The organism is Flavobacterium fluviale (assembly GCF_003312915.1).
Lineage (GTDB): Bacteria > Bacteroidota > Bacteroidia > Flavobacteriales > Flavobacteriaceae > Flavobacterium > Flavobacterium fluviale.
Genome location: NZ_CP030261.1, coordinates 1,979,580 through 1,999,616 on the forward strand (window position 1 = coordinate 1,979,580; position 20,037 = coordinate 1,999,616).

Genomic DNA, 20,037 nt, shown 5'->3' on the forward strand with positions numbered 1-20,037 from the left:
TAACAATATACGTCTTGCCCTTCGGTAATTTTAAAGATTAGGTATTTTTATTTTAATCCTTAGGGTTCAAAAAAAAGAGCGGAAAGCTGGGAAAGCTTAAATCCAGAAATGTGTAGTCCTGAACAGTGGGATTGGGACTATATAGAAAGTAATACTCGGGAATAATTTATAGAATGAGAAAATAAATTTTGTTTAATTACTAAAAAGGTTCAATACCATTAGGTTAACTTAAAAGGATTAACGAATCATTTTGTTTTTTTAAGGTAAAACTTTTTATTGTCGGAGTAAATTATAAAAAAAAAACTATTTTTTTAAAAGACAGGTCTTTTTACCTTGTAGCGGGAACAGGACTCGAACCTGTGTCCGCTGCGGCGGATATGAGCCTGCCAAACTGTAATTTGAAATAAAAAAGCTCCAGATTTCTCTGAAGCTTTGTCTTAGTAGCGGGAACAGGACTCGAACCTGTGTCCGCTGCGGCGGATATGAGCCTGCCAAACTGTAATTTGAAATAAAAAAGCTCCAGATTTCTCTGAAGCTTTGTCTTAGTAGCGGGAACAGGACTCGAACCTGTGACCTTCGGGTTATGAGCCCGACGAGCTGCCTACTGCTCTATCCCGCGATGTTTCGGGTGCAAAGATACACACTAAATACGGTTATGCAAATAATTTTGATACTTTATTTTTTATAGTTTCGCTAAATATCAAGTTTTGCTAGACTTTAAAATCCAATAATTCCTCGTAAACATTTCCTGTTAAGCCTAATAGCAGACCAAATGCAGGTTCGGTTTTTATTCCTTTTTCTTTGAGTTTAATAATCTCTAATCTGAAGTTCTCGCCTTTTTTACGCAGAATTTGATCTTCAATGAGCATATGTTTATACCCATTTTGATGTAAAGTTGGAATATTCTGCCCGAATATTTCTATTTCAAAAATGTCGATTTTAAAGTTTGCCACTACAGATTCTACCTGATCAATTAAAGTTTCTCTAATAACAAACCCGTTTTCTTTTCCGAAAAAGAGCGTAATCTTATCTATAAAGTCTGTTTTACTTGTCCAATAACAAATAATATCAAGATCACTATTTTCAATGTCAATGTTTATGGGAATAGTACCCACTAAAAGAGGATCAAATTCAGACAGCTTTTCCAAAACTTTGTATTTTGTTAAAACTAAGAATGCGCTTTGTTGTTTTTGATTTCCTGTTTTTAAATATGAAATGTTAGTGAAATCAACCATCTTTAATCGTTATAATTTTTTTCTTCTTGGATTTCTTGCTCCAGCCTTTTATTGATGTTGATTTTGGCATTTGTAAAAACAAAAATCGTTGTTTGATATTCTCTGGCGTACTTGTTTGTAATCTGACCTCCTAAAAATGCCTTCTCAAAAAACGGACTTGTCTCTTTAAATTCATCGCTATTTTCTTCAAATTCTTTAACGCGTATGAGGTTTTTATATCGAATAGTAAGATCAAACCAGTTCACATAATCGGCGTTGAATGACATGGCTTTTATACCTTTTTTGGAGTAATAATTAATGGCTCCAGCTTGTCCGTAATTATCACAAATTATAATAGTTTCTTTTTGGCTGGGAAGCGTGGTATAAATAGAATCAACTTTGCCGGCCAATTCTTTCCAGCCCAGCATATCTGCAAAATCCTGAGGTAATTGGTGCTCTTTACCGTCTTCCCACCGAAGCATTCCCAATTTTTTATACTGCTCTGAATGTGTAACTATGTATTTAGGGCTTTTGTTAGGAAAAGCAACATTATACATGGGAATAAAAAGAAGAATGGGAATAAGAATAAAAACAGGTTTTAAAAAGCGTTTCCATCCATTTTCTAAAATAACTGAAAGATAAACAGCACCAAATCCAATGTAAATTGGGTACAAACCAATCGCATAATAAGACTTGGCTTTGAAATACATAAAGATTGAAAGTGTCAAAATAAATGTGGTAAAAAAGAATTGGAATTTTTGGAACTGTTTGTAACGAAGCAAAGCATAAAGCGCAGTCAGAATTACAAAAAGAGAACCAATAAAAAAGAGAATCTGCTCTTTTAAAAATCCTGCGCGATCTACATTTACCAATTGCGTTTCAGCCAATTCTTTCATATGATGAACAATTGGAAATTGATTACGATACTGCCAAACGAGATTCGGGAGAATCAAAAGAAATCCTAGAATTAAGGCAAAATAAAGCTGTTTTTGACCAAGAATTTTTCTTTGGTTAGAAATTAAAATAGAAGGAATTAATCCAAGTAATAAAAAGAGAATATTGTATTTATTGAGAAAGCCAAAAGCAAATACAACCGCTCCAATGTACAGCCATTTTGTTTTTTGGGAAGTTATATCTTGAATTAAAATATAATAAAATACAGTCCAGCACAAAACATCTAACGAGTTTGGCTGATAAAGCATATTCAGACGCAGTAAACAGGAGAATAGAATACCTAACGCGCCAAGTATCAAAGCATACAGATTTCCTTTTAAGAGTTCGATAGTTTTCCAAACAGTTAAAAGTGTCAGCGCACCAAATAGGGCAGGGAAGAACTTGACCCAAAAAACCGAATTTCCTAGAAGAAAAATAATATATGAAAACCAAGAGCTCACCGGCGGTACTGATAGATAGCCCCATGCCAAATGATGCGCTTGATACAGATGCAGATATTCGTCTCGCTGCAAATCATATTCGGGACTAATCAAGACGTACTGCAAAACAAATTTCAGTAGAATAAACCCAATTAAAACCAGCGTTTTTTTAGTCATGAAGTTTTTGGTTTTTAGTTGTAAATGGTTTTGTGTCAGTGTAAATCTAAGCGAATATAATGTTTATTTTCATTTTGATTGGAATAAAAAAAGCCCCAGATTTCTCTGAAGCTATTTTTATAAGGATAGAATTTTCTCTTATGGAATTTAGAATTTATTTTTTTTGAAATTTAAACAAATTATTCCTCTGCGGCCGTTTCAAATTCCATGTGATCAATAATTTCCGCTTCTGGTTTTTCAGGTTTCGAAGCTTTCAGTGTGTTAAATCTTTCCAGCATTTCTGTTTCGCCTTCCTCACCACTGAAATAAGGGAAAACATCCATAATAGGAGATTCCGAAATTGCCGGAATCGAATATTCGCCCATTGTATTTTTCATTACATGAATTGTGTTGTCATAAGCTTCGCGAACATCATTTGCTTGGACCAGCATGTACATACTCGTTTTTCTTTCTTTACCGCTTTCTTCATCATAAGCAATTAAAGAAACCTTAGATTTGAACCACCTGTCGGCATTTTCAAACGGATGAATTTCGGCATAATTAGCAACTTTAATATTCGTGATTTTAAACTCTTCACTAATATAGGCGGCCATTTCTTCATTTATTCTCTTTTCAGCTTCTGTATAAGACAAAGCATCAACCAAATATGGTTCGGTTAAAACTTTTTGTCCGCCGGTTTCATCTGTTTTTCTATATTTTACTTTGCATTCGTACCAAACTACGCTCATCTCTTTTAAATTTTAAGGATGCCAAAGATAAATTTTACAACAAAATAAATAGTTAAATCCTGAAATAGATATTCACAATTTTAGATATTTTTTGGTAATGTTTTGATCATCTGAAAGTTGCGATTTTTTGATTGGAAAGCGCTTTGTAATCGCATTCATCTTTTTAAATTTTAAAAAATTGAAATTATTTTTAAAGTGTAAAATATTGTAAGTCAATAAATTATTTTTCATCAATTTTAATTTTATTAAAAAAAAGCAATCACCCTCAAACCAAATGGTCAATTTGAACGTAAGTGTCAAAAGATAATGGCTAGGAGTGAGGCATATTCAAATGGTATTGGTTTTTGGAGCATATTGAGTCTGACCATATTTCTAGCTGTTATTTTTAGTAATTTTAAGGAGCATACATGACAGGAAAATTAAACGTTCAAAAGTTAAAAGAAACTTTAAAGTATATTGAAAGCAAACACAAAGAACTAAAAAGGCAAGGTCAAAATGATACGCGTAGTCTAGAATCTATGTTAAAATACTTGAAAAAAGATATGATAGAACAATATAATTTATCAGATCACCATGTTTCAATTAAACAAGAAATGAAAGATACAGAGACTTTTATCGAAAATGTTAAAACCATTATAGAAATCAATTCCTAAATTATATATAGAAAGAAAACTACTTTATTCAAGCTTAAATTTTTCGTTTTTGCAATCCAGAATTAGTTTATTATTAAGGAAAAGTTTATTTCCAATCATGCCTTGCATTCCAGAACTTTTCATTAAAAAATTCTGCAGTTTCGATGTGCCTTCGATGTAGGTAACTTCAGATAGTTTTAATGGTAATGCTCCAAATGCTATCTTCTGATTTGCATCAGCCGAAAAAACATCTAAAGTATTTCCCCAGGAATTTCCTTTTTCGATTTTTATGCGGCTCGTTTTGGTTTTGTATTCGTTCCAGACTTCTTTGGTGGTTATTAATTCATAACCGCTTGTTCCAGAGTCATAAAGTAGTTTTAAGTTCTCATTTTTGACCTTAGCAGGAATTAGGATTTTACGTTTTTTAAATTCAAAATCTGCAAAATCATTTTCTTTGATTTGTTCGATAAAGGAACAATTGTTGTTTTTAAAATCTAAAATTGTTATTCGTTTTTCTAATAAATCCGTACCAATTGTACCAATTATATTTGTGGCGTCTGAATCATCAAAATTGATTTTCTTGCCATAATTCAAAACTTCAAAATGAGCAGATTCAACGTTCATTTTTCCAATTTTAAAACCTGACGAAACTTCATTTTTTTCTGTATTGAGTTTAATCTGGCTGGAAAATTTTTGAGCAATAGACTCCAGCGAGTTTTTGTAAAAAACAGTAATTGGAGATCCAGAATCAAACTGCATGTAAAATGTCTCGTCAATTCCATTAATTTTTACAGGCAGAAGTAATGCACTGTGCGTATTTTCATCACTAGAAATCCACTTTATAGGAATCTTTTCTGCTGTTGCAGAGACACGAAGATAGTTCTCTTTGGGTGTGAATTTTTTTTGGAAGTAAAAGTAACCTCCCAACATCGATAAAGCGATCGATGCTAAAATAATAATGATAATTTTTTTAAATAATTTCATAGCTGATTTTTTTTGCAAGATTCGGCGATAGATTCCGATTTTCGAGCAAAAAGCATATGACATTTTTACGTCATTTTTATGACTTCGGCTATAAGAAGTTGTTTTTGAGTTTGATAGCTAATTCTTGTTTTTGGTTTAAACTGATTCCGTTTAATATAACAACAGCTAGTTTTAAACCAAGAATTGTTATTAATGGAATAAGAAATAAAGGGAAACGTGTGTGAAGAACCTTTTGAATAAAAGGGCTTAAAATTAGTAGAAAGGAAAGTATGAGACTTAAAAAGATGTGAATGGTTATGATTTGTTTTCCGAGTTCTCTATTTTTAAGATCTTTGGTTTTGTAAGTTAAAATTAAAGGAAAAATGATACTTCCAAACGGAATAACAAGTCCGGTTAATGCAGAAAGATTAATGATTTTAGCTCTTTCTATTTCACTATTTTCTTTTTGAACAAGTAGATTTTCTGGCTGGGTTTCTAAAGATTGAGCAATTGTTTTTAATGTAAATCCCTTAAGAATATTTCCAGCTTCGATTCTCTGAATGGTACGCAGGGAAAGCCCAGATTTTTCCGCCAGTTCATTTTGAGTCATGTTTTTTTCCTCTCTCAAAATTTTAACTTTATTGTTCATTTCTTCAGTTTTCTTTTTTTTAGTGTGCAGACGAAAGTAGGAAAAAAGTTTTTATCACAACAATTTAATTATTTGAGGCGTTTATTAAAGTATATTTTTCTTTTAACATTTTTAATTCGGAAAATCGAAAAACTAGAAAGTTTAATAAAAAATTAAGCTTTTTTCTTTAACAAAATTATTAACTTGTTGTAGAATAAAAGATTTACCCCGTTTTATTTTAACCAAAAACATATTTATGAGAGTATCAGTTGTCCGAAAAAATATAAAATTTACACCAGATTCTAGAAGAGTTGTAGCCCGATATTTTATGAACGGGAATGAACGAACTCAGCAAATGGTACTTCGGATCATGATGCTGAATGAAAAGCAGGTATTACAGACTTTAGAGCAGACCTTACGTGAATTTGCAAGACGTCATCGAAATATTTCGGCTGTGTTTTTTAGACATTGCGAAAGAATTAGACCCATAATCGAAGCAATGAAGATTGATTACGAAGGGATGTCTCTTGACAGAAAAATGCTGATAGGTTCTTATTGCACAATGGAATATGCGATTGAATCTGCCGCTATTTTTAATCCTTCAATTGTCGAAGATTTTGATCAAACGGGCTTAGAAGCCGGAGAAAAACGTGTTGTAATTTCTTTTCGTGCTACAGGAGAAGGCCATATTTCGTCTATTGTTTTTAGAAGAGGAATTTTAGATAGAGATAATAATCTGCATATAATGAAAATCGGTAATCATATTGATAAAGCCGAAATCGAACATAAAACCTTATTTAATAAAGAGCGATTCCTGACTAAGTTATCTGAAATGCATACAACAGATAAATATATTACCCAGATTATGCAGGATCTTCCAGATGAATTTGAATTTGCAATTCTCAAAAACATTCTGAATACAGCTTTGAGTGATCCTATTATTCGTGAAGAAAGAAAAACTGCATTGCAGGAAATACTTTGGCTGGCTAATTCGTTTTACGATATACAATTCAAACACGATTCTGATATTACAGAACGTGTAATATTTCCAATTTCAGATTCAGAAAGCCGTGGTATAGAAGATGCTCGCTTTGTGCGTTTTGTCGATGATGACAATTCGGTTCGCGTAATGGCAACTTACACCGCTTATAACGGACATACTATCTTGCCGAAACTGATTTCTACCGAAGATTTTTACAGTTTTAGAGTAATGCCGCTTCACGGGGCAGGGGCGCAAAATAAAAATCTTGCCTTGTTTCCTAGAAAGATAAAAGGTAAATACGCGATGCTTGCCCGAATTGACGGAGTTAATAACTATATTATGTATTCTGATCGAGCTACACAGTGGAATACGCCGATTCTTCTTCAGGAGCCGCGCTACACTTGGGAGTTGACACAAATAGGAAATTGTGGTTCGCCGCTTTGGACAGAAGAAGGCTGGCTGGTTATTACCCACGGTGTTGGTACAATGAGACGTTATTGTATAGGTGCGTCTTTATTTGATTTGGATGATCCATCTAAAGAAATTGGAAGACTTACAGAGCCTTTGCTTTCTCCATTAGAAGATGAGCGAGAAGGATATGTGCCAAATGTGGTATATTCCTGCGGGGCAATTATTCATAATGACAGCCTGATTTTACCTTACGCTGTATCCGATTATTGTTCTACTTATGGAGTGGTTAATTTGGCAGAATTATTAGATGCGTTGAAGAAAAGTAAGTAGTAATTACTTTTATTTTTTCAAATCAGGAATTTTCTCTGTCAAATTTTTCCAATATCTTTTTGGCATATGCTGAAGATGAAGTTTTGTGTTTTTTCTGGATTCAATATTGACACTGCTGAAATAGCGGCGCCATAAATTTTGAAAGAATTCTTCATCTTCATCGCATATTTCCGCGAGAAATTTTGATGAGGAAGTATCCGAATCAAACTTTAATTCTACCGTTGATACATTTTCAAGATCGTAGTAAATTCCGTATTTTCTTTTGGCGTCATAAATAAGCCAGCGCTGATCTGCATACCGGTTTTTAAAATGATTTTGGATAATTGGCAAAACATTACAATCAGGTTCGACAATTGCATAGTATAATTCGTCTTTCGTGAGCTTGAAACGAACAAAAGCTTTCATTCTGTGACTTTCTTTTCCACTTAAATGTGCTGCTTTTTTAACGTTTAAAACATCATTATTACCTAAATCTTGTTCTATGTTTATTGAACTTGAAAAGGCATATGAAACAAATCGAAATAAAGTTTCCTCCATCTGATTCAATTCAGATAAAAAGGCATAATATAGATGTGCAAAACCAGTAGGAGTAAGCCGTTTTTTCAGGCCGTCTAAAACTCGGTCTGCTTTAATACTATCTGTTGATACAATATGAATATTTGAAAAAAGTAAAGCATTAGATGCTTCATCTCTAGCGAAAACTACATCTTTGAGCTTATATTCATAAATTTCAAAAACAGCTGTCAGCCAGCCTTCATAAGTTCCGTCGTAAATTACCTGTGTCATTTTAAAATAAGGCAAGCTGGTTTGAAAAATTATTTTTGTATTTGCTGTTCTGCAAATTTAAAATCTGACTTTTTATTTGAATAGAAGTCAGATCTTTTTGCAGATAAAAAGGAGAAGCAAAAGCCAAAAAATACTTTGAGCGATTGTAGGCAATTCCTAATTTTTGCAAATCTTCAGGCTGCAGCTTTTTAAACTTTCTTGCAGCGACAATTTTTTTCGCACTCATAAAACCTATTCCAGGAATCCGTTTAATTAATTCAAGATCTGCAGTATTAATATCAACCGGAAATTGATCCAGATTTCGCAACGCCCAGCCTAATTTTGGGTCGATATCGAGATCAAGATTGGGCTGGTCAAAACCAACAATTTCGTTTACATTAAAACCATAAAAGCGAATCAGCCAATCTGCTTGATACAATCGATTCTCCCGAATCATCGGAACAGGAGTTCCAATTGCGGGAAGTCTATTGTCGTAACTAATTGGCACATATCCAGAATAATAAACACGTTTCATGCTCATTTTTTCGTAGAAATAATTGGCCATGCCTAAAATTTCGAGATCATTTTCCTGTGTTGCACCAATCACCATTTGAGTACTTTGTCCGGCAGGAGCAAAAATTGGTGCTTTATAATTTAGTTTTTTTTCTTCTTTATGGCCGGCAATTTCATTTTTAAGATATTCCATCGGCTTAATCACATCGACATGATTTTTGTCGGGAGCAAGCAGTTTCAAACTTTTTTCTGTCGGCATTTCGACATTCACGCTTAAACGATCTGCATATAAACCAGCCTCTTTTAAAAGCTCATCGCTGGCGCCGGGAATTGCTTTGAGATGGATATAACCATTAAAATTTTCTTCTAATCGTAATTTTTTTGCTATTCTTACCAGACGTTCCATTGTGAAATCAGGATTGTCAAAAATGCCAGAACTCAAAAATAATCCTTCAATATAATTTCTTCTATAAAAACCTATAGTAAGATCTACCACTTCCTGAACCGTAAAAGCAGCACGTTTAATGTCGTTACTTTTTCGGCTTACACAATAGGCGCAGTCAAAAATACAATGATTGGTCAGTAAAATTTTCAGCAGAGACACACAGCGCCCGTCTTCTGTGTACGAATGACAAATGCCATTTGCTGAAGCATCGCCTAAACCTTTATTTTTGTTCTTACGATTACTTTGACTCGAAGAACACGAAACATCATATTTGGCAGCATCAGCTAAGATCGCCAATTTCTCCATCACTCTTTCATGTACCATTTTGATCTTATTTAATTGTTTTTGAAAAGAAAATTTATCTATTCAAAACTACTCATTTGGCTTAAAAAGGAGCTGAAAATCACTGTTCTAAATTGTATCAATTTTTTCTAACAAGAAAAGGACTATATATTGAATGATTAATTTTCGAGAAGTTAGAAAACAGGTATAAATACGTGGTTGAGGTTTTTTCGATTTATATAAATTGCGCAACTGTATGAAAAATTAATCAAACCCCCTTATTGATTGGTTTATCTCCTAAAGAGCGTACAAGTATTAGCGAATATTAATAATCGAATTGCTAAAACGATGAAATTTATACAAGGACAAGATGTATCCTACACTGCATTGAGTGGGAGATCTTATAAGGCGACTGTGATCGAAAGAAAAATGGATTTCAAAAAAGGGCTTATAATAAAATCTACTTCAAAAGAGCGAGATTTTCATTATTTGATTGAAATTCAAAAAAATGGCTCAACAGAAAAAATTCTTTGTGCCGAAAACAATCTACAATTATTAGAAAATAAGAAACGAAGTGTTAAAAAAGCAGCTTAATAAATTATTAAGATTGAATATGTTTTTTTGTCTTTTGCGCATAATCAAAAAAGCTCCAGATTTCTCTGAAGCTTTCTGATAATTAGACCGTTTTTAAAACACCTCCATCTGCTCTAAGACAGGTTCCATTTGTGGCAATTGAAATAGGACTTGCTAGATAAGCGGCTAGTGAAGCAATTTCGGACGGATTTATAAAACGCTGTAGCAAAGAATCTGGATTGGTTTGATGTATAATGGCACTTTTCATTTGCTCCACATCTATATTTTGTAATCCTGCAATATGTTCTATAGTGGCAGCAACACCGTCAGAATAAGTTGGTCCGCCTAAAATTGTATTAACGGTAATTTCAGTTCCTTTTGTCAACTTAGACAAGCCGTTGCTAATGGCCATCATAGAAGCTTTTGTCATTCCGTAATGAATCATGTTTTCGGGAATATTTACGCCAGATTCACTGCTGATGAAGATAATTCTGCCTGATTTTTTCTCCAGCATCGATGGTAATAGTTTTTTTGAAAGACGTACGGCGCTCATTACATTGATCTCAAAAATGCGGTACCAATCTTCATCTTCTATGTTTTCAAAAGATTTCAATTCGAAGATTCCAAGATTGTTTACTAAGATATCTATTTCGATGATTTCATTTAATAAATCAGTTACTTCTTCTTTATTTCCAAAATCCGCGGCAATTCCAGAAACAACAGCATTAGGAAATTCCTGTTTTAACTTTTGTACAGCCGAAGCCGTTTTTTCTTTACTTCTTCCATTGATAATTACCTCGGCATTTTCGTTCAATAATTGCTGTGCTACTGCATAGCCGATACCTTGAGTTGAACCACTAATGAACGCTCTTTTTCCTTCTAATTTTAAATTCATTTTTATTGTTTTAATTTTGTAATGATTGATACATAAATAGTCAAAAAAATTAGCTGATAACAGCTAATTGCATTTCGATCTGCTCTTTTAAAATCTTTTTATCTGGGTACATTCTTCGCAGCGTATTTAAACCGCACCAGAATGTTATTAAGTACCTGCCCAATATTTCGGGATCAGTTGTCGATTTTAGGTTTCCTCTATTTTTTTCCCTTTGTATAGTCTGTGTGAACATTTCTTCAACTTCCTTTAGAATCTGCACCGCATCGAATTCCAGTTTTTCGTCGATAAAGGTCATTTCGACAACAGTATTAGCGATAATACATCCTTTAAGATGTTCGATTTCATCTGCTGAAGCATTACTTCTAAAAAAATCTTTAATTAATTCTAATGGAGAATCGCTTTGGTTTAATTCATTTTTAAAAGCATCAAATGCCAATCTGCGTTCTGCGATGGCTTTTTGAAAAACCTCTTTTTTTCCTCCTTTAAAAGTATTGTAAAAGCTTCCAGCCCCAGCTCCGGTTGCTTTTTGTAAATCGCTTAAGGAAGTAGCGGTATATCCTTTTTGCCAAAACAGTTCCTGCGCTTTTTTTATGATGCTGTCATCTTCGTAAATTGTAGGTCTTCCTCGCATTTGATTATATTTTGTAATGATCGATACAAAATTATTTCAAAAATCTTCTTGATGCAAATATTTTAAGTTTTTTTTAATTTAATTGAAAGATTTTCGGAACTGAAGCGGTGTTAAATCGGTTTTCTTTTTGAAAAGTTTGCTAAAGGACTGTGGATATTCGAAACCTAATGAAAATGCAATTTCGTTGACAGTTAAATTCGTTGTGGTCAGCAATTGTTTCGATCTTTCAATCAGATAATTATGAATGTACTGCTGGGTATTTTGACCTGTAATATTACGAAGCAGATCACTTAAATAACTGGCGGAAATATTAAGTTGCTGCGATAGATATTGAACGGTTGGAAGTCCGCTAAAAGTTGCATTTTCTTTATCAAAATAATCAAAAAGTAACTGCTCCAATTGGCTCAACAAATCATAATTAGAGTTTTTTCTAGTGATAAACTGCCTGCCGTAAAATCGGTTAATGTAATTGAGAAGTAAGTCTAAGTGCGAGACAATAAGATCTTGACTGTAATGATCGATATTGTTTTTTAATTCATCCTGCATTTGCTTGAGCAGTCCTGAGATAATTACATCTTCTTTTTCTGAAAGATGTAAAGCCTCTGCCACAGAATAGGAAAAAAAGCCGTAGTTATTAATTGTTTTTCCCAGCGGATAATGGTTCATCAAATCGCTCTTAAAAACCAACATAAACCCAGTCACAGGGTTATCGTTTGTCTGCGTTACGGAGAAAACTTGACCAGGTTTGGTCAGCGTCATCATTCCTTCATCAAAATCATAATCACGCTGACCATATTTAAATTTTCCGTTAACTCCCTTTTTTAAGGTGATACAGTAAAAATCGTTTGTAAAATGTTCCCAGATATTGCTGTGTTTATAACTTAAGGAAGCAAAATCAATTACACTAACCAAAGGATGATCTGGTTTTGAAAGAGCAAACAATTGATGCAGCTCTGAAATTGTTTTGATTTTATGTGGAATTGATTTTTTCATTTTACACAAATTTACAAATTAATCGAAATTAGTAGAGAACGAAATATTTTTCCATGATTCCATTTCTGCAGCTTCAGCTTTTCGATGCTCTATAATAGAGTTGTAACTATCTGGTCCCAAAGGAAGATGCACCGGCGGATTGGTTAATTTTGTAATATCAACTAATACTTGTGCCAGCTTAACTGGGTTTCCGGGCTGTTTTCCGTTAAAACTTTGGAGCATTTTTAAATGTTCTTCAACTTTATAAGCTTCGATTTTATTTTGTGTTGAGGCAAGGGTAGTGTCGCTCATGAAATTAGTGCGGAACATTCCAGGAGCAATTACCGTAACGTTGATGTTAAATTGTTTTGCTTCCTGAGCCAGTGCCTCTGAAAGTCCAATAACGGCAAATTTCGCAGCATTATAACTTCCTGTATTTCCGTAACCTACATATCCCATATTCGAGCTAATATTTATAATGTGCCCCGATTGCTGTTTGCGTAGAAAAGGCATCACGTTTCGAATTACATTTACGGTCCCAAATAAATTGACATCTATTGTTTTACGAAATTCTTCATCGCTTATTTCTTCTAGGCTTCCTACTAAATAATAACCTGCATTATTCACTACAACATCAATCTTTCCAAAATAATCTACTGCAGTTTGAATTGCTCTTTTTACTTCAAAATCATTTGTAATATCAAGCTGAAGCGGTAGAAAATTTTCGTTCTGCTCACTAATTTGAGTAGTTAATTCTGCTAAATTTCGTGATGTCGCTGCAACTTGATCTCCATTTTTTAAAACTGCATTTGCGATTTCAAGCCCCATTCCTTTTGAAGCGCCTGTAATAAACCATACTTTTCTAGTACTCATATTTTTTTACGTTTAATTGTAAAGACAAAATTCTATAAGATTTGCGTTTGAAAAGTGTTCAAAAAGAAGAATATTGTGTTCAAGTTGAGGTAAATTATTAGTACAAAAAAAAGCTCCAGATTTCTCTGAAGCTTTAGAATTATCGAAAATATTTTTAGAAATTAGTATTTACTTTTTTAGATCGATCTGCGATGTAAGAGATAAGCCAAGTTACTTGTCCTTCTTTTACAAAGTATATTTTTTTAGAGGCTAAATTCGGGATACTTTCCAGGCAGGTTACTAATATGTTATTTGCCGAAATCAAATATTTTTGGTCATAAGTACTTAAAACTCTAGCCGCTTCTTTATTGGTTTTCGCAAGAGTAGTATACTTTGTAAAATTATTTTTTAAAACAGCATCATAATCAATAACATCTTGTAGACTTAAAGCAACATAATGCTCTTTCACGTTTTCATTATAGTATAAGGTCGAAAATGCCCAAACAGCTCCACCAGATAAATACAATTTATCCTTTTTTTCTAAAGTCGGATTTGCATCGAACAATTCTTTTGTCTTCTTACGTAAAACAGGGTTAAAGTCAAAAGATTTTTCCTGATAAGTAGACATGTCATTAATCTGACTTTTATTTACTACTGTTTTTTCTACGGCATCAGTTAGTGTCATAGTACCAAAATCTAATGCTAAAGGAACAAACTCTAATTTGTTGTCTTTAAGTTCGTCAATATAACCGCCTTTAGTAGTTTGAGCACCGATATCTAAAAGGAAAGCGTTGGCAAAATCAACTGGAGGAATAGCGCCTTTAACTAGTGTTTTAGCTTCTTCATGAACATCTAGGATCTCAAGTTCTTTATTAGTAAGAGAAGAGATTTTGTTTTTTAAAACGTCAATGTTACGAGCAGATTCAAAAACAGGAGCAGCAACGATAAAGATGTTTTCTTCAAGAATTTTATGTTCGGCTCTGATTTTTTTTAATTGATCAACGACTGTATTGCTTGTTCTCGTGATATCTTCTGCAGTAAGTTCGCCAGCAGCGCTTATATGATCAGCAAACGGAATTCTTTCTGTCCAGAAAGAGAGAATTTTATAATCAGCTTTCTTAATATTATTTACATCAAGAACAGAAACTTTTATAGCTCTGCGGCCAATTTCAATTCCAGCGTAAATACTTTTTTGAGAAAATGAATTAAGGGTAAAAAATAAATTTAAAAGAATAAAAAATAGAACTTGGGGTTTGTTTTTTTTAAGCATTGTTGTTAATTATAATTATAATAAGATTTATTTCTAAAAAAGAATTTATGGTAATTATATGAAAGTCATAATTCTGAATTAAAAATTATAGTTTTCGGTATTGGATTGCAAATTTATAAAAACATTTACTAAGATAAATGCAGATATTAGAAAATATAGAATTTAAATGATAACCTTAACATTGGGCGATTTAAATCTTTTATATAACAAAAAAGCTTCAGATTTCTCTGAAGCTTTTGTTAAGTAGTCCGTGGGGGAATCGAACCCCCCTTACCAGGATGAAAACCTGGCGTCCTAACCGATAGACGAACGGACCTGCTTTTGTATTGCGGGTGCAAAAGTGCAACTATTTTTAGAATACACAAAACGTTTTCAAAAAAAACTTTATTCAATTTTTGTAAAAATAATGCATTTTACGAGTATCAATCGTCAAAAAATAAAATGATTTGAAATGTATTTGTTTGATTAATAATTGGTTGTTTTGTCGAGAAACAGCGAAGAAACTAATTTGCAGTACAGTGATATTTTCTAATTTAATTGAAAAATATTTTTCCAATTTTAAATTTTGAAAGAATATTCTTTTGTGTTTTCTGTTGTGTTTTGAATCTTTCAGGAAGATTTTATAAATAAGATAAGAAAAAAAGCTCCAGATTTCTCTGAAGCTGTGTCGTAGTAAATCTCTAATGCGAGATTTTTTTAATGGCTTTTTTTGGATTGAATAGAGATTTTAAAAGTATTTATGAATTTAAGGTTTAAAATCGATATCCTAAATGGAAGCCAAATCTCACAACTTGAGTGTGGTCAGTTTTATCAGGATTAAATAATAGTTTTCCCCAGCCGGCGTTAACTTCAAATATAAAACCACTTTTAGTAACCCATTTACTTCCTAAGCCTATACCAAGGGAAAAGTCAATTACATCTGGGTCTTCCGTAAATTTAGAAGTATCATTTATTTCGTAGACTTTTTTTCCGTCAATTGAGCTTAGCATTCCAAATCCTTCGGCAAAAAAGCCAGAAGCATATTTCTTTCCAAAGTATCTTCTGTAATAGGGAGATATGGAATAGTTCATATCTTCATCGGCATTGTCATTAAAAACATACAATCCTGAAACACCTAAAGATGATTTAGCATTCAAATTTCTTTCATAAGTAGCCTCAAATGATCCAGCTAAAGGTGATATCACATTTATTTTGACTTCGTTTTTTTTCTCGTTGTTATTCTGTGCATTTACAGAAAAAATTGAAGATAGCATGATGATAATTAAGTAGTTTTTTTTCATGTGGTATTTAGTTTATTTATTCGAGTCAAAAATATTAGACTTTGCTTAAATAAACGTTAATTAAACCTATGGATAAACCTAAATTAGTCATAAAATTCTTATTCAGTAATTTCTAGATATGTATGTCAATTTACGAAGAGCATATAATTGGAAAGGCGAATATTTCGTGCTGCCGAGAATGTTCGGTTCGTGATCGCAACAAATCTTAACCGAGTTAATTAAAACAAAAAAGCTCCAGATTTCTCTGAAGCTTTCTTTATCAGCGGGAAACATTCAAATATCTAACCAGATTATTGTGGATTATTATAATGTTATCGTCTACGCATGTTAATGATTTATATTAAAACAGAATATCTATGACAATTTTGATAGTTTTGTTACATGTATTAATTAGTTATATTTATAAACAAACCAATAGAGAATGAAGTTAATAAAACAATTTAAAGATAAGTTTGTAAATTTTTACGACAATTTGACTAATGCTGATTCAAGTTGGGAGAATAGACAATATGATTTTTGCTTAATTTTTGGACAGACCACTGAGAACAAATTGCCTTGGATAACAGCAAATTGGAAATCAGACTTTGAGCCATATTTTGACTTGCTAATAAAACAGAACGGAATTTTTAAAGAGGTAGGATGTAGAGCAACCAAATACAAACTTGAAAAACGTATTTCCAAAAAAGAAAAGGAATTTATATATCATTCAGAAATAAAGCTTGGGAAACTCAAATGGGATGAAAAATCACATGAAAAATGGACAATGTCTAATAATACGGATAATTACTTTCTCGATTTTGAATCATGGTCGCCAAGTTGGACAATTTGTGAAAAAAGACAATCACCGCCAGATGTTTATATTTCAATATCTAATGAAACTGATTTTGAAAATAATCGTGATATTAAATTTGGCTATTTTATTGTAGTGGCAATTGCCAAAAGTTTAAAATTTGACTCCAAACCGATTTTGAAAGAGTTGTCTGAAAGAATAAACTCGAAAGCCACAATTTTAAAAACAAGAAAATGGGGTAAACCTGAAAAAGACGAAAATTGGACTTTTGTAAATGGCATACAAGATACTTTTAGCAATGGTATCTATAAGGGCAGGAATTTACATTTGTTTAACTTTGAAGAGTTAGAATTTGAACCTACATGGGAAGTTATGCATCGAGCTAATTAAAGAAGAAGAATCTACTACGTATAACAACTTACTAAAAAGAGTATAAAATCAAAAAAAGCTTCAGATTTCTCTGAAGCTTTTTACTTTGTAGCGGGAACAGGACTCGAACCTTTGTCCGCTGTGGCGGATATGAGCCCGACGAGCTGTAATTTGAAATAAAAAAGCTCCAGATTTCTCTGAAGCTTTTTACTTTGTAGCGGGAACAGGACTCGAACCTGTGACCTTCGGGTTATGAGCCCGACGAGCTGCCTACTGCTCTATCCCGCGATGTTTCGGGTGCAAAGATACGCCGATTTTTTAGAAATCCAACGAAAACTTAAAAAAATGTTTTATTTTCTGTATTGAGTTGATATGACTACCTTTGCACCTTAAATATTATGCAAATGTCACATAAAGCAGGTTTTGTAAACATCATCGGGAATCCAAATGTTGGAAAATCAACATTGATGAACGCTTTCGTCGGAGAGCGATTGTCAATTATTACATCTAAAGCACAAACTACACGTCATAGAATATTAGGAATTGTAAACGGCGAAGACTTTCAATTGGTTCTGTCTGATACTCCCGGAATCATCAAGCCGGCATACGAAATGCAGGAATCTATGATGAACTTTGTAAAATCGGCTTTTGAAGATGCAGATATTTTGATTTACATGGTCGAAATAGGAGAGCAGGACTTAAAAGACGAAGCTTTCTTTAATAAAATCATTCATGCTAAAATTCCGGTTTTATTGCTGCTAAATAAAATCGATAATTCCAATCAGGAACAATTAGAGCAGCAAGTTACTTTTTGGAAAGAAAAAGTACCAAATGCAGAAATTTTTCCAATTTCTGCCTTGCAAAACTTCAACGTTCCAGAAGTTTTCGGAAGAATTATCGAATTACTTCCAGAATCACCAGCATATTATCCTAAAGATCAATTAACAGATAAGCCAGAACGTTTCTTTGTTAACGAAACTATTCGTGAGAAAATCTTATTGAATTACAGCAAAGAGATTCCGTATGCAGTTGAAATCGTTACAGAAGAGTTTTTTGAAGATGAGAAAATTATCAGAATCCGTTCTGTAATTATGGTAGAGCGCGAAACGCAAAAAGGAATCATCATAGGACATAAAGGTGCAGCGTTGAAAAAAGTAGGAACTGATGCCCGTGCTGATTTAGAGAAATTCTTCGGAAAACAAATTCACATCGAACTTTACGTGAAAGTGAATAAAAACTGGAGAAGCAACGCTAATATGCTGAAACGATTTGGGTATAATCAGTAAAAAGAGTATTCAGTCGCAGTTTACAGTCTCAGTCTGAAAATTGTGAATGCGAATTAAAAATATAACAGGAAACAACTCCAAAAAAAAGTAGTCAGTTTTTAATTTAGAGGTCACGTTTTTACCAGTTTTTTAACTGAATACTTAAAACTGTGACTGCAAACTAAAAAAGACTACCTTTGCAAAAAATTTAAATAAGGCATTTTAGATTTATAAATGATAGAACTTTAGGAAACTAAGAATCTAAAATTTGAAATCTAAAATCTAAAATTCAAAAAAATGAATAACATTGTTGCGATAGTAGGAAGACCTAATGTAGGGAAATCGACCCTTTTTAATAGGCTGATACAAAGAAGAGAAGCTATTGTAGATTCAGTATCTGGGGTTACCCGTGATAGAAACTATGGTAAAAGCGAGTGGAACGGAAAAGAGTTTTCTGTCATTGATACAGGTGGATACGTTCGCGGATCTGATGACGTATTTGAAGGTGAAATCCGTAAACAAGTAGAACTTGCTATTGACGAAGCCGATGTTATTATTTTTGTGGTTGATGTTGAAGAAGGAATTACGCCAATGGATGAAACCGTTGCAAAATTACTTCGTAAAGTAACAAAACCAGTTTTATTGGCTGTAAATAAGGTTGATAACGCAATGCGTGAGAAAGATGCGGTTGAGTTTTATAACCTTGGTTTAGGCGAATATTTTACTTTTGCAAGTATTTCAGGAAGTGGAACTGGAGATTTATTAGACGCTTTAATAGAAGCTTTCCCAGAAAAACCAGAAGTTGAGGTTAAAGAAGATTTACCACGTTTTGCAGTTGTAGGACGTCCGAATGCTGGAAAATCTAGTTTTATCAATGCCTTGATTGGTAAAGATCGTTATATTGTTACAGATATTGCTGGAACAACTCGTGATGCAATTGATACTAAATTTGACCGTTTTGGTTTCGAATTTAATTTGGTTGATACTGCTGGTATTCGTCGTAAAGCAAAAGTAAAAGAAGATTTAGAGTTTTATTCTGTTATGCGTTCGGTTCGTGCAATTGAGCATGCAGATATTTGTATATTGGTTATAGATGCAACTCGCGGATTCGAAGGTCAGGATCAGAGTATTTTCTGGCTGGCAGAGAAAAACCGTAAAGGTGTTGTAATCTTGGTAAACAAATGGGATTTGGTGGAAAAAGATACCATGTCTACTCGCGATTATGAAGAGAAAATCAAAAAAGAATTAATGCCTTTTACAGATGTGCCCATTTTATTCGTTTCTGCTTTGACAAAGCAGCGTTTATTAAAAGCACTTGAAGCTACGGTTCAGGTTTTTGAAAATAGAAAACAAAGAATTCCAACTTCAAAATTCAACGAATTCATGTTGAAGGTTATTGAAGCTTATCCGCCGCCAGCGACAAAAGGAAAATATGTGAAAATTAAATATTGTATGCAGCTGCCAACACAAACACCTCAGTTTGTATTTTTTGCTAACATGCCGCAATACGTTAAAGAACCTTATAAACGTTATCTGGAGAATAAAATTAGAGAGAAATGGGATTTTTCAGGAGTTCCAATCGATATTTATATCAGAGAAAAGTAAAAAAGAGTCCCCGCAAATAGGGGACTTTTTTATGTTTAATGCCTAAATAAATTACAAGATTGATTTTTTATTGGCATTATATTTGAATAAAT

19 protein-coding genes and 3 tRNA genes are annotated in these 20,037 nt (G+C 33.0%); 6 read left to right on the forward strand and 16 right to left on the reverse strand.

The genetic code is table 11. The features are described from left to right. Positions 1–546: 546 nt before the first annotated feature. The 4 genes from HYN86_RS08855 to HYN86_RS08870 form a co-directional block, all read right to left on the reverse strand. Positions 547–619 (reverse strand) — tRNA-Met (locus HYN86_RS08855). A 91-nt stretch (positions 620–710) separates the two neighbouring features. Next, positions 711–1,235: a DUF4269 domain-containing protein gene (locus HYN86_RS08860; protein ID WP_113677704.1), complete on the reverse strand. Its 525-nt coding sequence runs from the start codon at positions 1,233–1,235 to the stop codon at positions 711–713. 2 nt (positions 1,236–1,237) lie between these two features. Continuing rightward, a complete protein-coding gene (locus tag HYN86_RS08865) occupies positions 1,238–2,764 on the reverse strand; it encodes a glycosyltransferase family 39 protein (protein ID WP_113677705.1) in 1,527 nt (508 codons plus the stop codon). A 179-nt stretch (positions 2,765–2,943) separates the two neighbouring features. After that, positions 2,944–3,492 (reverse strand): DUF4494 domain-containing protein, encoded by a 549-nt coding sequence (locus HYN86_RS08870; protein ID WP_113677706.1) that lies wholly within the window; start codon positions 3,490–3,492, stop codon positions 2,944–2,946. A 407-nt stretch (positions 3,493–3,899) separates the two neighbouring features. On the opposite strand from HYN86_RS08870, the gene HYN86_RS08875 reads away from it, so the two are divergent. Next, on the forward strand, positions 3,900–4,145 hold the full coding sequence (locus tag HYN86_RS08875; RefSeq protein ID WP_113677707.1) for a hypothetical protein: 246 nt from the start codon (positions 3,900–3,902) through the stop codon (positions 4,143–4,145). Between the two features lie 24 nt (positions 4,146–4,169). Here HYN86_RS08875 and HYN86_RS08880 read toward each other — a convergent pair whose 3' ends face one another. Then, on the reverse strand, positions 4,170–5,108 hold the full coding sequence (locus HYN86_RS08880; RefSeq protein WP_113679896.1) for a hypothetical protein: 939 nt from the start codon (positions 5,106–5,108) through the stop codon (positions 4,170–4,172). A gap of 88 nt (positions 5,109–5,196) precedes the next feature. Next, positions 5,197–5,736 (reverse strand): helix-turn-helix domain-containing protein, encoded by a 540-nt coding sequence (locus tag HYN86_RS08885; RefSeq protein ID WP_113677708.1) that lies wholly within the window; start codon positions 5,734–5,736, stop codon positions 5,197–5,199. A 235-nt stretch (positions 5,737–5,971) separates the two neighbouring features. Between HYN86_RS08885 and HYN86_RS08890 the strand changes: the two genes are divergently transcribed. Beyond that, complete coding sequence (locus tag HYN86_RS08890; RefSeq protein ID WP_113677709.1) at positions 5,972–7,438, forward strand: glycoside hydrolase family 130 protein; 1,467 nt, start codon at positions 5,972–5,974, stop codon at positions 7,436–7,438. A 9-nt stretch (positions 7,439–7,447) separates the two neighbouring features. Here HYN86_RS08890 and HYN86_RS08895 read toward each other — a convergent pair whose 3' ends face one another. Together HYN86_RS08895 and HYN86_RS08900 are read right to left on the reverse strand one after the other, a co-directional pair. Continuing rightward, positions 7,448–8,224 carry a TIGR03915 family putative DNA repair protein gene (locus tag HYN86_RS08895; RefSeq protein WP_113677710.1) on the reverse strand — a complete coding sequence of 259 codons (777 nt, stop codon included), beginning with the start codon at positions 8,222–8,224 and terminating at the stop codon, positions 7,448–7,450. A 1-nt stretch (position 8,225) separates the two neighbouring features. Beyond that, positions 8,226–9,485, reverse strand: coding sequence for a putative DNA modification/repair radical SAM protein (locus tag HYN86_RS08900; protein WP_113677711.1), 1,260 nt, complete (start codon positions 9,483–9,485; stop codon positions 8,226–8,228). Between the two features lie 306 nt (positions 9,486–9,791). Between HYN86_RS08900 and HYN86_RS08905 the strand changes: the two genes are divergently transcribed. After that, on the forward strand, positions 9,792–10,037 hold the full coding sequence (locus HYN86_RS08905) for a hypothetical protein (RefSeq protein ID WP_113677712.1): 246 nt from the start codon (positions 9,792–9,794) through the stop codon (positions 10,035–10,037). Between the two features lie 82 nt (positions 10,038–10,119). Here the strand turns inward: HYN86_RS08905 and HYN86_RS08910 are convergent, their stop codons facing one another. The 7 genes from HYN86_RS08910 to HYN86_RS08940 form a co-directional block, all read right to left on the reverse strand. Beyond that, positions 10,120–10,911, reverse strand: coding sequence for an SDR family NAD(P)-dependent oxidoreductase (locus HYN86_RS08910; RefSeq protein WP_113677713.1), 792 nt, complete (start codon positions 10,909–10,911; stop codon positions 10,120–10,122). 49 nt (positions 10,912–10,960) lie between these two features. Continuing rightward, a complete protein-coding gene (locus tag HYN86_RS08915) occupies positions 10,961–11,542 on the reverse strand; it encodes a TetR/AcrR family transcriptional regulator (RefSeq protein ID WP_113677714.1) in 582 nt (193 codons plus the stop codon). A gap of 78 nt (positions 11,543–11,620) precedes the next feature. Next, positions 11,621–12,535: an AraC family transcriptional regulator gene (locus HYN86_RS08920; protein ID WP_113677715.1), complete on the reverse strand. Its 915-nt coding sequence runs from the start codon at positions 12,533–12,535 to the stop codon at positions 11,621–11,623. 18 nt (positions 12,536–12,553) lie between these two features. After that, the gene (locus tag HYN86_RS08925; RefSeq protein WP_113677716.1) at positions 12,554–13,387 is read right to left on the reverse strand and encodes an SDR family NAD(P)-dependent oxidoreductase; all 834 of its coding nucleotides are present in this window, start codon (positions 13,385–13,387) and stop codon (positions 12,554–12,556) included. 154 nt (positions 13,388–13,541) lie between these two features. Further along, positions 13,542–14,636 carry a Ppx/GppA phosphatase family protein gene (locus HYN86_RS08930; protein ID WP_113677717.1) on the reverse strand — a complete coding sequence of 365 codons (1,095 nt, stop codon included), beginning with the start codon at positions 14,634–14,636 and terminating at the stop codon, positions 13,542–13,544. Between the two features lie 244 nt (positions 14,637–14,880). After that, a tRNA-Glu gene (locus HYN86_RS08935) sits at positions 14,881–14,952 on the reverse strand. Positions 14,953–15,388: 436 nt separating this feature from the next. Continuing rightward, positions 15,389–15,916 carry a DUF3575 domain-containing protein gene (locus HYN86_RS08940; protein ID WP_113677718.1) on the reverse strand — a complete coding sequence of 176 codons (528 nt, stop codon included), beginning with the start codon at positions 15,914–15,916 and terminating at the stop codon, positions 15,389–15,391. A gap of 421 nt (positions 15,917–16,337) precedes the next feature. On the opposite strand from HYN86_RS08940, the gene HYN86_RS08945 reads away from it, so the two are divergent. Next, positions 16,338–17,096 (forward strand): hypothetical protein, encoded by a 759-nt coding sequence (locus HYN86_RS08945; RefSeq protein WP_113677719.1) that lies wholly within the window; start codon positions 16,338–16,340, stop codon positions 17,094–17,096. Positions 17,097–17,290: 194 nt separating this feature from the next. Here HYN86_RS08945 and HYN86_RS08950 read toward each other — a convergent pair. Next, positions 17,291–17,363 (reverse strand) — tRNA-Met (locus HYN86_RS08950). Between the two features lie 116 nt (positions 17,364–17,479). Between HYN86_RS08950 and era the strand changes: the two genes are divergently transcribed. Next, positions 17,480–18,361 (forward strand): GTPase Era, encoded by an 882-nt coding sequence (gene era, locus HYN86_RS08955; RefSeq protein WP_057117109.1) that lies wholly within the window; start codon positions 17,480–17,482, stop codon positions 18,359–18,361. A 276-nt stretch (positions 18,362–18,637) separates the two neighbouring features. After that, a complete protein-coding gene (der, locus tag HYN86_RS08960) occupies positions 18,638–19,945 on the forward strand; it encodes a ribosome biogenesis GTPase Der (protein WP_113677720.1) in 1,308 nt (435 codons plus the stop codon). Positions 19,946–20,037: the final 92 nt, after the last annotated feature.

Excerpts from the sequence above, each read along its gene's own strand:
- HYN86_RS08930 (WP_113677717.1), bottom strand. The coding sequence starts at position 14,636 with ATGCTTAAAAAAAACAAACCCCAAGTTCTATTTTTTATTCTTTTAAAT.
- HYN86_RS08915 (WP_113677714.1), bottom strand. The coding sequence starts at position 11,542 with ATGCGAGGAAGACCTACAATTTACGAAGATGACAGCATCATAAAAAAA.
- HYN86_RS08885 (WP_113677708.1), bottom strand. The coding sequence starts at position 5,736 with ATGAACAATAAAGTTAAAATTTTGAGAGAGGAAAAAAACATGACTCAA.
- HYN86_RS08905 (WP_113677712.1), top strand. The coding sequence starts at position 9,792 with ATGAAATTTATACAAGGACAAGATGTATCCTACACTGCATTGAGTGGG.
- HYN86_RS08890 (WP_113677709.1), top strand. The coding sequence starts at position 5,972 with ATGAGAGTATCAGTTGTCCGAAAAAATATAAAATTTACACCAGATTCT.
- HYN86_RS08870 (WP_113677706.1), bottom strand. The coding sequence starts at position 3,492 with ATGAGCGTAGTTTGGTACGAATGCAAAGTAAAATATAGAAAAACAGAT.
- HYN86_RS08925 (WP_113677716.1), bottom strand. The coding sequence starts at position 13,387 with ATGAGTACTAGAAAAGTATGGTTTATTACAGGCGCTTCAAAAGGAATG.
- HYN86_RS08910 (WP_113677713.1), bottom strand. The coding sequence starts at position 10,911 with ATGAATTTAAAATTAGAAGGAAAAAGAGCGTTCATTAGTGGTTCAACT.
- HYN86_RS08895 (WP_113677710.1), bottom strand. The coding sequence starts at position 8,224 with ATGACACAGGTAATTTACGACGGAACTTATGAAGGCTGGCTGACAGCT.
- HYN86_RS08875 (WP_113677707.1), top strand. The coding sequence starts at position 3,900 with ATGACAGGAAAATTAAACGTTCAAAAGTTAAAAGAAACTTTAAAGTAT.
- HYN86_RS08940 (WP_113677718.1), bottom strand. The coding sequence starts at position 15,916 with ATGAAAAAAAACTACTTAATTATCATCATGCTATCTTCAATTTTTTCT.
- HYN86_RS08865 (WP_113677705.1), bottom strand. The coding sequence starts at position 2,764 with ATGACTAAAAAAACGCTGGTTTTAATTGGGTTTATTCTACTGAAATTT.
- HYN86_RS08860 (WP_113677704.1), bottom strand. The coding sequence starts at position 1,235 with ATGGTTGATTTCACTAACATTTCATATTTAAAAACAGGAAATCAAAAA.
- era (WP_057117109.1), top strand. The coding sequence starts at position 17,480 with ATGTCACATAAAGCAGGTTTTGTAAACATCATCGGGAATCCAAATGTT.
- der (WP_113677720.1), top strand. The coding sequence starts at position 18,638 with ATGAATAACATTGTTGCGATAGTAGGAAGACCTAATGTAGGGAAATCG.
- HYN86_RS08945 (WP_113677719.1), top strand. The coding sequence starts at position 16,338 with ATGAAGTTAATAAAACAATTTAAAGATAAGTTTGTAAATTTTTACGAC.
- HYN86_RS08920 (WP_113677715.1), bottom strand. The coding sequence starts at position 12,535 with ATGAAAAAATCAATTCCACATAAAATCAAAACAATTTCAGAGCTGCAT.
- HYN86_RS08880 (WP_113679896.1), bottom strand. The coding sequence starts at position 5,108 with ATGAAATTATTTAAAAAAATTATCATTATTATTTTAGCATCGATCGCT.
- HYN86_RS08900 (WP_113677711.1), bottom strand. The coding sequence starts at position 9,485 with ATGGTACATGAAAGAGTGATGGAGAAATTGGCGATCTTAGCTGATGCT.